We start from the raw sequence: 13,673 nt of genomic DNA, 5'->3' as shown, positions 1-13,673 counted from the left end.
AGCTATGGCGAAATCGTGACACTTCGATGAACCGGCGCCAAAACTGCACGCGCCAAACCTCCCGAACGCTCCCAGGGAGTCATATTAGGCATTTAATCGATTTAGGATCAATATGGATTCAAAAAAATACCGCCGGCTATGAAACCGGCGGTTCAAGGTCGTTGGGACAGGCTCGGGGAGGTAGGAGTGTTATTGGGTCAGGCGTGTTGCCGTCTCGGTGGCGCGCTCGCCGATATATTCGAAGGCGGCGTTGATATCGTCGGCGTTTTCGGCGGCGAAATAATGCGAGCTGGTCGTGGCGCAGTAGCTCAGCAGCGCTTTGCCCCGTGTCGGCGCCATGAAGGCGATCGTATAGACTTCTATGCCATTGGTGCGGGCAAGATCGCACCACTTCTTAGTCTCGGTGTCGGCCGAGTCATAGTTGTTGTCGCCGTCGGTCATGAAGACGATGTATTTCGACGGCACCTGGCCGTTCTTGTTGAGGTGTGCGGTGTTCTCCGATGCGGCCACGAGCGACTGGTATGCCGTCTTGAAGGCGAGGCCGGAATCGGTGCCGCCGTCGGCAGTCAGCTTGCTGATATAGGTTTTCGTGGCCGTCTCGCCCCAGGCGAGCGTGCTGGGTGTCTGCATTGCGGTATTGTAAGAGGCCGCGGCGGTGCGGACGAGGGTTGTCGCCGGATCGGCGGTGGCAAGCTGGTTCATCAGGTTGGTCGCCGCCATCCGGAGCGCGGTGATCTTGTCGTAGTAAGTGTAGCAGGTATAGGTCTTGCGGCCATAGCGGCAGGTATAGCTGCCGGAGACGGTATTGGTATATTCCGCCATCGAGCCGGAGCGGTCGAGCACAAGGTACATCGACAGCGCATTCTTGCTGGCCGTCGTCGATTCCGTCGAACTGGTCACCGTCAGCCGGCCGCCGGTCTGGCCGAGAAAGGCCGACAGCGTCGAATATTGCACGTCATAGCAGGTCTGCACCGTGACATCGTATTTCTTGGCCGTGCCGACCGTCGTCTGGTCGTTGACGGTCACATGCGTGCAGCTTGAAAAGTTGAACGGGTTGGTCTTTTCCTTGTCCGGATTGTCCATGTGGTTGGACATCTGGCCGGTGATGAAATCCGCGGCAAGCGTCTTCGCCTGGTCGTCGGTAATGCCCTTGTTGGCGAGCGCCGACGCGGCGGCCAGGGCCGCGGCATCGGCGGCGTTCTGCAGCGCCGCCTTGGTGGCGATCATCTTCGACATATCCAGCGCCAGTCCTCCCGCAGCCAGCCCGACCGGCAGGATCAGTGCCGCCATGAGCGAAAGGTTGCCAGCCTTGTTACGGAGGAAACGGCATAGAGATGACGTACGTGATGTCATGGCGGCCACTCGGAGGAAGGGTTGACTTCTAATATTTTGAGAAGAAGTTAACAGCGATGTGTTCGAATTAAGTTTCTGAAAAGACTTCGATTTAACGAAAGTTTAGTGTTAAAATTTCTCGTTGGAAGTTACACTTTTTTCAGACTTTCGCGTGGCCGCACGAAAGAATTGCCGGAAACTATGTCTCCGACTGCTCCTAATACGCGCGAGACGCGAAAAGGTTCCCTATGCCGTGTAAAAAAAATAATCAGGCCTTGACGGGGACGACGTCGACGGCTTGGTCGGTCGTGTGACTGCCGTAACTTTTCAATATCCCGATGACCGGAGCGACGTCAGAATAGTCGCGGCCGTAGCCGACGCGGATATGGTCGCTGCCGGCCATGATATTATTGGTCGGGTCCCATTCCATCCAGCCGCCCGCCTGGCCGCACCAGACGCGCACCCAGGCATGCATGGCGTCGGCACCTTCGAGCCGCTCCTTGCCGGGCGGCGGGATGGTGCGCAGATAACCACTGACATAGCCGGCGGGAATGCCCACCGAGCGCAGGCCGAGGATCATGATATGGGCAAAATCCTGGCAGACGCCCTTCTTCAGTTTGAAGGCCTCGCCCGCTGGCGTGTCGACCTTGGTGGCGCCGGGCACATAGGTGAATTGCTTGTTGATCCGCTGGCAGATGACGGTCGCGGCTTCGCGGACCGATATATCAGGCTTGAACATTGTGCGCACCCAGTCGCCGATGTCGCGCGAGGCGGGAAGCCTGGGGCTGTCGCCGAGGAAATGATGCGGCGCTTCGGGACCTAGTGACCAGCAGTCGGTCACCTCATCGCCGATCTTGCCGACGCGTGGGGAAGAATCCGCCTGGGGCGAGGCATTTTCAACCTGCACACGCGCCTGCATGCGGATCTCGAATTCGTCGAGCGGATTGCGGAAAGTGATGGCTGTGGCGGGATTGTTGAAAAAATCGGCGAAATYGGTGCGCTCGTCAGGGCCTGGTCCGAAGGCTACCGTGCCGGCGATCAGGCGCTGGCCCTTGTCCAGCGTCAGCGGCAGCACGCGCACGATCTGCCGTGCCCCGGATGCGGCGACCTCGTAACTGTAGCTGATTTTCATCGAAACGTCGTAGAGCATGTCTGAAGGCTCTAACCGATATAGGTGCGGGCGAGAAGGTCGGAAAAGTTTTCCATGTCGGCTTCGAGCCGGTCATAAAGGTCGACAGTCATGCTTTCTGGTGTCATCAGCGCCAGCGTCGAGTAGAGGCGCAACGCCTCGCGGTAGAAGGGCGACATCTGGCCCTGGACGATCGCGTTGGGCAATTGCTCGACTTCTGCCTTGATCTCGTTGAGCTGGTAGAGGACCGAGCGCGGATTGAGCGAATCGAGCGCCAGCAGGTCGGTCACGGTCAGCCGCGCCGTTGCCACGTTGTAGCGGCGGCGATGGGTCATGACGCTGTCGCCGATCTCAATCAGCATGTCGAGCGCGCCGTCGGGCGCATCGGAGCCGGAAAAATGGCCGAGCAGCCGCGACATATGCAGGCCGCGCTCCAGGTGGCGGCCGATCGACAGGAAACGCCAACCGGTGAACCGATACATGTTTTCATGTACCAGACCGGCGAAGCCGGCCAATTTGCGCAGCAGCACGGTCATGGCGCCGGTGGCGTCGTCGCCGGGCTGCACCTTCTCGCGGAATTCGCGCGTGGTCTTGGCTAGGTCGTTGAGCGCCAGCCAGCCGTCGGCGGAGAACCGGTCGCGTATGTTGGAGGCGGAATAAAGGGCGCTGGAAATGTTGCGCATCAGGCTTTCCGGCACGACTTCCTTGGTGTCGATGTCGAGCTGGGCGAGATAGGCCGAGAACTTGGCGAGCAGCGGCTGCTTGCGGTCGGCATATTCAGCGAAGCGGCCGTGCCAGGCGCGCAGGATGCGAAGCGCTCCTTCGCCCCGCTCGATATAGCGGCCGAGCCAGAAGAGATTATCGGCGGCGCGGCTCGGCAGGCTGCCCGGCATGTTGCGGGTGAAGCTCTCCTCCGGCGGCAGGAGTGTCGACCATTTCACCGGCTTGTCGGAAACGATCCAGACATCGGCGACTGCGCCGCCCTTCTGCATGGCGATCGCGGAGACATCCTCGCTGGCGCCGATGCGAGCGAAGCCGCCGGGCATGATCTGCCAGCCGTCGCGGCTGCGGGCGGCGAAGACGCGCAGGCTCATCGGCCGCGGCGACAGTTTACCGTCGACAAAGGCCGGCGTGGTCGAGAGTTTTACGATCTCCTGGCCGACCAGCCGGCTGCCCTCCTGGTTCAGGCGCTTGAGGAAATCCTTGTCCTTCTCGGCCAGCACCGTGCCGAGTTGCGATTCCTGTTCGTCGAAGAAGGCAAGGCTGGAAAAGGCCGGTCCGATGATCATCCGGTCGAGATTCTTGGCGACATGTTCGCGCTCGGCCTTCTGGCCACACCACCAGGTGGCGATCGAGGGCAATTTCAGGTCCTCGTTCATAAGCCGGCGACAGATGGCAGGCATGAAGGCGAGCAGGGCGCGGGTTTCGAGAATGCCGGTGCCGATCGCATTGACGACCGTGACGCTCTCGGCCCTGAGCGCCTGGACGAGGCCGGGCGTGCCGATCTGCGAACGCTGGTTGAGTTCGAGCGGATCGGCATATTCCGCGTCGAGGCGACGCCAGAGCACGCTGACCGGCTTGAGACCGGCGACGGTGCGGACCATGACCTGGTTGTTGACGACAGTCAGGTCCTCGCCTTCGAGCAGCATGAAGCCGAGATAGCGGGCGATATAGGCATGCTCGAAATAGGTTTCGTTGGCCGGACCCGGCGACAGGATGGCGATGCGGTCGTCTGAATGCGTCTTGCGGGCCTGCAGGGCGTCACGGAAGGCGCCGAAGAAGGCGGCAAGCCGGTGGACATGGATTTCAGCATAGACATCGGAATAGGCGCGCGTGGTGGCGACCCGGTTTTCTAGCGCAAAGCCGGCGCCCGACGGCGCCTGCGTCCGGTCGGACAGCACCCACCAGTCGCCATCCGGCCCGCGGCCGATTTCAAAGGCAATGAAATGCAGGAAATGGCCGCTATCAGCCGGTTTCAGGCCGACGACGGGCCGGAGATATTCAGGATTGGAGGCGAGAAGGGAGGCAGGGAGGAAGCCTTCCTGCACCAGCCGATTGTCGGAATAGATGTCGGCGACCAGGCGTTCCAGCAGTTCGGCGCGCTGAACGAGGCCCTCGGAGAGTTTTTGCCATTCCGCGCCGTCGATCAGCACCGGCACGTGGCTCAGCGGCCAGGAACGCTCGGCATTGGAGGCGCCGCCGCCATAGGCGCGATAGAAGACCCCGGCATCGCGCAGATAGCGGTCAGCCTTGTCCATGCGATTTTCGCGATCTTCGGCATCCATGGCGGAGAAGCGCTCGACGAAATGCCGCCAGACGGGACGCACTTGTCCATCCGGGCCGAGCATCTCGTCGGCCGCGCCTGCCAGTGGCTTGTAATCGAGCCCTGGTTTCTTCCCCGAAACGGTGTCGCGCTTGCCGCTTACCCCCGTCAATTCACACCCCTGGCGGCCGCCTAAGATCGAGCGTCAGCGGGAATTCCGCATTAGGAGCCTCGGGCCGGAGCGGGTAGCGCCCGGCTGTATAGCCCCAAGGTTCGAAGCGCGAGAGCCGCCGCGCCTGCGCTTCATTGCCGTTGACTGGAAATGTTTCATAATTGCGTCCGCCCGGATGAGCAACATGATAGATGCAGCCACCAACAGCCTTTCCTGTCCATGTGTCGTAAATGTCGAAGGTGAGCGGCGTGTTGACCGGCAGCGTCGGATGGAAGCCGGAGGCCGGGTGCCAGGCCTTGAAGCGGACGCCCGCCACAGCCGGGCCGCCGGCTTTTGTCTTCTGCAGCGGTACGGGTCGGCCATTGCAGGTCACGGTGTAGCGTTCGGGATTGCCGGTATCGAGCTTGACCTGCAGCCGCTCGATCGAGGAATCGACGAAACGCGCCGTGCCGCCGATGGCGCCGGTTTCGCCCGTCACATGCCAAGGTTCAAGTGCCTGGCGAAGCTCGAGCTTCGTGCCGTCGAAATCGACCTCGCCGTAGAAGGGGAAGCGGAATTCGAGCTGCGCTTCGAACCATTCCGGCCGCAGTTCGAAACCGTGGCTCCTGAGGTCGTCGAGCACGTCGAGAAAATCCTGCCAGACATAGTGCGGCAGCATGAATCGATCATGCAGGGTCGTGCCCCAGCGGGTGAACCTGCCGTCAACGGGCGCTTTCCAGAAGCGGGCGATCAGCGCCCTGACAAGAAGCTGCTGGGCAAGGCTCATGCGCGCATCCGGCGGCATTTCGAAGCCGCGAAATTCGACCAGGCCAAGCCGGCCGGTCGGGCCATCGGGCGAGAACAGTTTGTCGATGCAGATTTCCGAACGGTGGGTGTTGCCGGTGGAATCGACAAGCAAGTTGCGGAACAGGCGGTCGACGAGCCAGGGCAGGGGCGCCATGCCCTTGCCGGGCGCCGGCACCTGCGACATGGCGATTTCGAGTTCATAGAGACCGTCGTGGCGGGCTTCGTCGATGCGCGGCGCCTGGCTGGTCGGGCCGATGAACAGGCCGGAGAACAGATAGGACAGCGACGGATGCCGCTGCCAGTAGAGCACGATGCTCTTCAGCAGATCCGGCCGGCGCAGGAACGGGCTGTCGTTGGGATTGATGCCGCCGACCACGACATGGTTGCCGCCGCCGGTGCCGGTATGGCGGCCGTCGATCATGAATTTTTCCGCGCCGAGGCGCGATTGGCGGGCCTCCTCATAGATCGCGGTGGTGATGTCGACGCATTCCTTCCAGCTCGTCGCCGGGTGGATGTTGACCTCGATGACGCCGGGATCGGGAGCGACGCGGATGACGTTCAGCCGCTCGTCATGCGGCGGCGCATAGCCTTCGATATGCACCGGCAGGCCGAGCGCCGCTGCGGCACGTTCGGCCGAGGCGATGAGATCGAGATAATCTTCCAGCGACACGGTCGGCGGCATGAAGATGCAAAGCCGGCCGTCGCGCGGCTCGATGGAGATCGCTGTCCTGACGCGTCCGCCGATCTCTTCATAGGATTGCGGCGTCTGGACCTGCCGGTCGATCGATGCCCGAAAGGAATGGGCATCGAGTATGCGCCCCTTGTCGGCGCTGAAATCCGGCAGCGGAGGCCGCTCGACCGTAGGGTCGGTCGGGTTGATATAGGGATACCAGGCGGGTGGTATATAGGGCAGGGAATTGAGCGGCAGGCGGAAGCCGACGGGAGAATCGCCGGGAACCAGGTAAATGCGACCACGACGGGTGTTCCACTTTTCGCTGACCCAGATCCGGCCGCTGGCACGCGCATTCCAGGCCTGCACCGGCAGAACATAACCGGTCGGATCGTTCAATCCTCGCGAAAAGACCTTGGCAATGCGCGTCCGTTCTTCAAGATCCTTCAGCTTGGAATTGGCGGGATCGACATTTTCCGGCAGGCTGGCTTCCTTGATGATCCATTCGGCCGGATCTTCGAAGGCAGGGGCTACGTTTTCCGCTGGGATGTCGAGCTCGACTGCGATTGCCGCCAGTAATCGCCCGGCATCTTCCTGTGTCACCTTGTAGTCTGCCTTCTCGACCGCGATCAGTGTCTGATCGCGCCAGACCGGCAGGCCGTCGCGCCGCCAGTAGAGCGAGAAGGTCCAGCGCGGCAGGCTTTCGCCTGGATACCATTTGCCCTGTCCGTAGTGAAGAAAACCACCCGGCGCGAAGCGGTCGCGCAGCCGGCGAATCAGCGTATCGGCCAGACCGCGCTTTTGCGGGCCGACGGCGGCAGTGTTCCATTCGTCGGACTGGAAATCGTCGATCGAGACGAAGGTCGGTTCGCCGCCCATGGTCAGGCGCACGTCCTCGGCCTTGAGATAGGCGTCGACCTCTTCGCCCAGTGCATCGAGCTGTTCCCAGCTGTCCTGCGGGAACGGTTTGGTGATGCGTGGATGTTCGGAGACACGCGTAACCTTCATGTCGAAGGCGAATTCGGTTTGTGCCTTGCCCGAGAAGCCGCCGGAGATCGGCGCGGCATTCTTGTAATGCGGCGTGGCAGCAAGCGGGATGTGGCTCTCGCCGGTCAGGAGGCCCGAGGTTGGGTCGAGACCGACCCAGCCGGCGCCGGGAAGATAGACCTCGCACCAGGCATGCAGGTCGGTGAAGTCGACCTCGGTGCCGGACGGGCCGTCGAGCGCCTTGAGGTCCGGGGCAAGCTGGATCAGGTAGCCTGAGACGAAGCGGGCGGCGAAGCCCAGATGACGGAGGATCTGCACCAGCAGCCAGCCGGAATCGCGGCAGGAGCCGAGCGCGGAGAGAAGCGTCTCTTCCGGCGTCTGCACGCCGGGCTCCAAGCGGATGACATAGCCGACCCGTTGCTGAAGCTTTGCGTTGAGATCGACGACGAGATCGACGGTCTTACGCGGCGTGCGATCGAAGGCATCGAGAAGAGCTTGCAGTTCCGGGCCCGCCGGCTCCGGCGTCCGATAGATCGATAGGTCTTCCTTCAGCTCTTCCGGATAGTTGAACGGCCAGATTTCCGCCGATTCCTCGACGAAGAAATCGAAGGGATTGTAGACCGTCATGTCGGCAATCAGATCGACCTCGATCTTGAATTCCGTCACCGGCTCGGGGAAGACGAAGCGGGCGAGATAATTGCCGTAGGGGTCCTGCTGCAGATTGACGAAGTGAGTGTCGGGCGTGACCTTGAGCGAGTGGCTGAGAACCTTGGTCTTGGAGTGTGCTGCCGGCTTGAGGCGGATGATCTGCGGGCTCAGTATGACCGGATTGTCGTATTTATAATGGGTCAGATGGTAGATGCTGGCTTTGATGGTCATGCGGTTTGCCCGTTCCCCTGTTATTGCTGCGAGTTTGTGCAATGCAAACGGGGAAAGCAAGCGGCATTTGACGTAAAGGGCTATACCAGGCCACGACGGTCGGCTTCGATGGCGGCTTCGGCACGGCTCGACACGTTGAGCTTGCGATAGATCGCCTTGATGTGGGTGGCGCAGGTGTTCTGCGAGAAGCCGAGGATGCCGGCGATTTCAGCGGCAGTCAGTCCCTTGCCGAGCAATCTCAACACCTCGAGTTCGCGATTGGTGAGGTTTCCGGCGGATGCTGGGCCGATATCGGGCCGGGCAGTTGGATTCGATGCCCGGAAATAGGCGAGGATGCGGTGGGCGATCCGCGGCGAGATCGGCGGCTCGTTGCGGTCGATGCGCTTGAGCTGCTCGATCAGATGTGCCGTCTTGGGGCTCTTCAGGATATAGCCCATTGCGCCGGCGGACAGCGCGTCGAAGAGATTGGCGTCGTCATCGGCGCTGGTGAGCATGATCGGCATGGTGCCGGGCAGGTATATGGACATCCGCCGGACCAGGTCGATGCCGTTGCCGTCGGGCAGCGCAATATCGGTGAGGGCGACATCGAAATCGCGCCTGACGTCGTTGCGGCCGAAAAGCAGCCGCTGCGCTTCGGCAAAGGTCCCCACCGCGGTGACATTCGCGCCGGCGAGAGCGCTCTTCAGGCTCTCGGCGATCCAGGCGCGCGTCTCCCGGTTGTTCTCGACGACGAGGAGGCGGCAATGGCTGAGCGCGGGTACAAGCAAATTCGTCATAAAGTTGCACTTCGCGGAGGAGGCAGCGAGATTGGCAACAGGAAGCGGCTGCCGTGGCGCCTCCCGAGCGTTGGCACATGTTAGCTTTGCATGTTCAAATGTGTAAACTCTCGAAACCGCTAGGTTTGGCCAACATTCATCGTGTTTCCGGCGTGTTTCGCATACGTCGATCTCCTTACATTGAAAGCATTTTTCCCTTGGTGTAAAAAAGAGGCAGGGGCGGCGCGACAATCCCGGCGCATGCAACAGGGGGCGCTCACGGTGATGATAAAACAGATAATGCGCCTCGCCGGCGGGGCGCTTGAGGCGGATACGGCCGAGGAAGCGAGCGCCCGGTTTTTCGAGGCGGCGCGGCGCGTCGGCGCGACCTATTTGCAGACCCGGCTCTACCGCCGGCCGATGGCGCGGCTGACGTCGCAGGCCCATTGGGCTGCCGGCGGTTTCATCAAGCGCATCTCGCCTGCGACATGGCCTGGAAGTGCTGCGTTCAACTATATCTGTTTCGACTGCAATCCGCTGCTTAGCGCCATTCGCGAGAATCGGACGCGTTATCGCTTCTCGGACTTTGCCCCGCATGATGATCGTGTGTTCAAGGACTATTGGGATGCGATGGGCGAGGCCGGTATCGCCGACGCGCTTTGCGCCACCTCCTACGGCGCCAAGGGTGTGATCACGTCGCTGCATCTCGGATTTGGCGACCGCGACATTGATGCGCAAACCGCGCGGGTGGCGCAGATGGCGGGGTTGCTGCTCACCGAGCGGCTGATGGAGTTTGCCGGCGGGTTGGAGGACGATTTGCCGGAGCTTTCTCCCCGGGAACGCGACTGCCTCGCCTATGTGGCGGATGGCAAGCGGGACAGCGATATCGCCGACTTGCTCGGGATCAGCGACACGACTGTGCGCTTCCATGTCGACAATGCCCGCAGGAAGCTCGGCGCAATCAACCGGCCGCAGGCCGTCGCTCGTTTGGCGAACAGGGGTGCGCTTTAACCTCCGGGGCGTCAGAAGCCAGGATCGCGATGTACCTCACGTCCCGCAAGCAGGGTGAGCAATACCTGCGTGGCGCCGATGTTGTAGGCGTCGCAGGTCAGGATATCGCGGTCGAGCACGATCAGGTCGGCATATTTGCCGACCGAGAGGGAGCCGGTATCGGCGATGCGCCAGGCGGCTGCAGCAGCGAAGGTGGTGTAGCCCTTCAACGCTTCTTCGCGCGTCATGCGCTGTTCCGGCAGGAAGATCGGATGCGTGCTGGGCCGGGCCGGTGGCTGGCGGGTGATCGCCGTTTCCATGATCTCGAAGGGATTGAGCGTCGACACACCCCAATCCGACGACAGCGCGTAGCCGGCGCCGGCATCGATGAGCGAGCGGAAGGCATACATCCATTTGCCGCGTGCCGTGCCGACCATCGGCAAAGCGACATCGGTGACAGAGGGCTCGTGCCGCGCCCAGAGCGCCTGGATGTTGGCCATGGCGCCGAGTTTGTGGAAACGCTTGATGTCATCGGGGTCGATGCACTGGACATGGGCGAGTTGATGCAGGCTCGGCCAGGGGCCATTGGCATTGCGGGCGGCTTCGAGGCCGTCGAGGGCAGCGCGAACCGCCATGTCGCCGATCACATGAACATGGATCTGGAAACGGGCGGCGTCGAAGGCGGTGAAAAGCTCCAAGATCTGCGGATGCGAGAACATCAGCGGCGCATTGCCGCCGATGGCGTCGGAATAGTCGGAGATCATGGCGCCGGTGCGGTTTTCCAGAACGCCGTCGAGGAAGAACTTTGCCGAATGGATGTGAAACATCTCGGAACGATGTTTTGCACGCAGGGCTGATACCCGGGCGAGTGCCGCATTGGTCGCCTCGAAGGGTTCGACCTTGGCGGTGGCGCGGACACGCACGGTCAATTCACCACGCGCTTCCATGCCGGCATAGACGCGGGCATGGCGTTCGCCGACCGAGGCGTCGAGCACTCCGGTAATGCCGTGGCGATTGGCGAGCGCCTGGGCGAACCGGATGCCATCGGCATAGTCTTCGTCGGAAAGCTCAGGCATGCGCTCGCGTGCCCAGTCGAGCGCATCTTCGTGCAGCATGCCGGTCGGGACGCCCTTGTCGTCGCGGACGAAATGGCCGTTGAACGGGTCCTCGATGCCCTTGACGAGGCCAAGCAACTCGCAGGCTTTCGAGTTGAGGCAGGCATTGTGGCCGTCGGAGGCGAGAATGAAGGACGGGCGATCCGGCACGGCGCGGTCGAGCACCTCGCGGGTCAGGTTGGTGTCGGTGAAGATGCCGGTATACCAGCCGACGCCATTGACCCAGTCGCCGGCATGCGTATCGCCGAATGCTTTCAACGCCGCGACCATCTCGTCGACAGTGCGCGGGGCTTCGAGATTGGCGTTGTGGGCGAAGGCCTGGCCGCTATCCTGCAGGTGGATGTGCGTATCCTGGAAACCGGGCAGAACCATGCGGCCGCCGGCGTCGATGATCTCGGTGCTGGAGGTGGCAAGGCGCTTGATCTCCGCATCCGTCCCCAACGCCATCACACGACCATCGCGGACCGCCAGCGCTTCGACGCGCGGCGCCAGTGGATCCATGGTGACGATATTGCCGTTGAGGACGATCAGGTCTGCTGCGGGCATGATGGTTTCCGGTTCAGAGCAGGGCTATAGGGGAACCATGTGGCGGATGGCGGCATCATCGTGCATGTCGTCACTCGTTCGCCGCCGTTGCCAGATGGATATCCCTTTCCCGTCGCCGGTCGGCGCGCGCCATGATCACGCCGGCAATGGCCACGCAAATGCCGACGAAGATGATGATGATGGTTGCCAGCGCATTGATATCAGGCGTGACACCGAGGCGCACCTTGCTCCAGATCAGGATCGGCAGTGTCGTCGAGCCGGGACCGGTGGTGAACGAGGTGATGACGACATCGTCGAGCGAGATAGTGAAGGCAAGCAGCCAGCCGGACATGATCGCCGGGAAAATGATCGGTAGCGTCACGTCCTTCAGCACCTGCCAGGGCCGCGAACCCAGATCCATCGCCGCTTCCTCAATCGAAATATCGACGCTTGTCAGACGCGACTGGATGATGGTCGCCACATAGGTCATCGAGAAGGTGATGTGGGCGACGGTGACGGTGGTGAAACCGCGCTTGCCCGGCCAGCCGATCCATTGGCCCATGAGGATGAACAGCATCAGCATGGAAATGCCGGTGATGACTTCCGGCATGATCAGCGGCGCGGTGACGAAGCCGGAGAACAGGGTCTTGCCGCGAAAGCGTCCGAAGCGGGCAAGCGTGATGCCGGCCATGGTGCCGAGGATCGTCGCTACTGTCGCGCTGGTCAGCGCGATTTCCAGCGACAGGATCGCGGCATTCATGATCTGCTGATTGGCGAACAGCTTTCCATACCATTCGGTCGAGAAGCCGCCCCAGACGGTGGCGAGCCGCGACTTGTTGAACGAAAAGAAGATCATCGAGAAGATCGGGATGTAGAAGAAGGCGAAGCCGAAGGCCAGGCAGCTCATCAGGAAGGTGTGGCGCTGTTTCATGATCAGTTGTTGTCCTTCGCCTGCGCCTTGGCCTCGAAATGCGTGTAGAGCATCATCGGGATCACCAGCAGGATCAGCAGCGCCACGGCGACGGCAGCGGCCATCGGCCAGTCGCGCGCCGAGGAGAATTCGTCGGAGATGACGCGGCCGATCATCGGGTCGTAGGCATTGCCGACCAGACTTGGGATGACGAGTTCGCCGGAGGCGGGGATGAAGACGAGCAGGCCGCCGGCGATGATGCCGGGCACCGAGAGCGGCAGGGTGATGTCGATGAACACCTGGTAGCGTTTCGAGCCGAGGTCCATCGCCGCCTCGTTGAGCGTCATGTCGAGCTTTTCGAGATTGGCGTAGAGCGGCAGGATCATGAAGGGCAGGTAGGAATAGACCATGACCAGCACGACGGCGAAATTGGTGTTCATCATCGGAATGCTGGTCAGCGCCCAGTCGGCCGGCACGATGAAATTCCAGATGGTGGTCAGGCCGTGATTGAACCAGCTGTTGGACCCCATCAGGCCCATCCAGGCATAGACGCGCAGAAGGAACGAGGTCCAGAACGGCAGGATCACCAGGATCAGCAGGAAATTGCGCCAGGTGCGGCTGACGCGGGTGAGGCCCAGCGCCATCGGATAGCCGATCAGCAGGCAGAAGAAGGTGGCGACGGCGGCGTTGAACACCGAGATCAGGTAGGCGCGGATATAGAGCGTGTCGGTGAACAGGCGCTCGTAGCCTTCCCAGAAGATATAAGGCCAGCCGGGCTTGTACATCAGTGGCGGCGAGGCCGGCGCGGTCTTGGCGAGGCTGATGCCGACAACGATGACGAAGGGCAGGAAGCAGAACAGCGTCAGCCAGATATAAGGTGTGCCGATGATGACCTGGCGCCAGCCGCGGCCGTTGAACCATTGGGAGAGGCGGGTCATGGGTGGGCACCTGCTTCGATCGGCTGTCGGCGTGTGCGGCTACCCCCCTCTGGCCTGCCGGCCATCTCCCCCTCAAGGGGGGAGATTGGCAAGTGGCGTGCACTCTGCCCAAAGTCAGTGTCGAGTGCTGCGCGCTGTGACGGAAGAGGGAGGCTAAGCCGTGCCCCATCCAATCTCCCCCCTTGAGGGGGAGATGCCCGGCAGGGCAGAGGGGGGTGAACC

Annotated in this window: 9 protein-coding genes; 1 reads left to right on the top strand and 8 read right to left on the bottom strand. The window is 61.9% G+C overall.

The features are described from left to right. Positions 1-189: 189 nt before the first annotated feature. The 5 genes from AC1D06_RS24795 to AC1D06_RS24775 form a co-directional block, all read right to left on the bottom strand. Entirely contained in the window at positions 190-1,353 is a 1,164-nt protein-coding gene (locus tag AC1D06_RS24795; protein ID WP_477988468.1) for a vWA domain-containing protein, read from the bottom strand. A 247-nt stretch (positions 1,354-1,600) separates the two neighbouring features. Next, complete coding sequence (locus tag AC1D06_RS24790) at positions 1,601-2,482, bottom strand: transglutaminase-like domain-containing protein (protein WP_477988467.1); 882 nt, start codon at positions 2,480-2,482, stop codon at positions 1,601-1,603. A gap of 11 nt (positions 2,483-2,493) precedes the next feature. After that, positions 2,494-4,896, bottom strand: a complete 2,403-nt coding sequence (locus tag AC1D06_RS24785) for a circularly permuted type 2 ATP-grasp protein (protein ID WP_477988465.1) — start codon at positions 4,894-4,896, stop codon at positions 2,494-2,496. A gap of 1 nt (position 4,897) precedes the next feature. Next, positions 4,898-8,218: a transglutaminase family protein gene (locus AC1D06_RS24780; protein WP_477882256.1), complete on the bottom strand. Its 3,321-nt coding sequence runs from the start codon at positions 8,216-8,218 to the stop codon at positions 4,898-4,900. Positions 8,219-8,298: 80 nt separating this feature from the next. Continuing rightward, positions 8,299-8,994, bottom strand: coding sequence for a LuxR C-terminal-related transcriptional regulator (locus tag AC1D06_RS24775; RefSeq protein ID WP_477882257.1), 696 nt, complete (start codon positions 8,992-8,994; stop codon positions 8,299-8,301). Positions 8,995-9,258: 264 nt separating this feature from the next. On the opposite strand from AC1D06_RS24775, the gene AC1D06_RS24770 reads away from it, so the two are divergent. Continuing rightward, positions 9,259-9,984: a helix-turn-helix domain-containing protein gene (locus tag AC1D06_RS24770; RefSeq protein ID WP_477988464.1), complete on the top strand. Its 726-nt coding sequence runs from the start codon at positions 9,259-9,261 to the stop codon at positions 9,982-9,984. An 11-nt stretch (positions 9,985-9,995) separates the two neighbouring features. Here the strand turns inward: AC1D06_RS24770 and AC1D06_RS24765 are convergent, their stop codons facing one another. The 3 genes from AC1D06_RS24765 to AC1D06_RS24755 form a co-directional block, all read right to left on the bottom strand. Further along, the gene (locus AC1D06_RS24765; protein WP_477882261.1) at positions 9,996-11,624 is read right to left on the bottom strand and encodes an amidohydrolase; all 1,629 of its coding nucleotides are present in this window, start codon (positions 11,622-11,624) and stop codon (positions 9,996-9,998) included. Positions 11,625-11,694: 70 nt separating this feature from the next. Continuing rightward, the gene (locus AC1D06_RS24760) at positions 11,695-12,534 is read right to left on the bottom strand and encodes an ABC transporter permease subunit (RefSeq protein WP_477882263.1); all 840 of its coding nucleotides are present in this window, start codon (positions 12,532-12,534) and stop codon (positions 11,695-11,697) included. 2 nt (positions 12,535-12,536) lie between these two features. Continuing rightward, positions 12,537-13,451 carry an ABC transporter permease gene (locus AC1D06_RS24755; protein ID WP_477882265.1) on the bottom strand — a complete coding sequence of 305 codons (915 nt, stop codon included), beginning with the start codon at positions 13,449-13,451 and terminating at the stop codon, positions 12,537-12,539. Between the last annotated feature and the right edge of the window lie 222 nt (positions 13,452-13,673).

It is taken from the genome of Rhizobium sp. P2_G2 (genome assembly GCF_056403555.1).
Note: the sequence above shows the minus strand (reverse complement) of the source record. Positions and strands in the feature narration are given on the sequence as shown.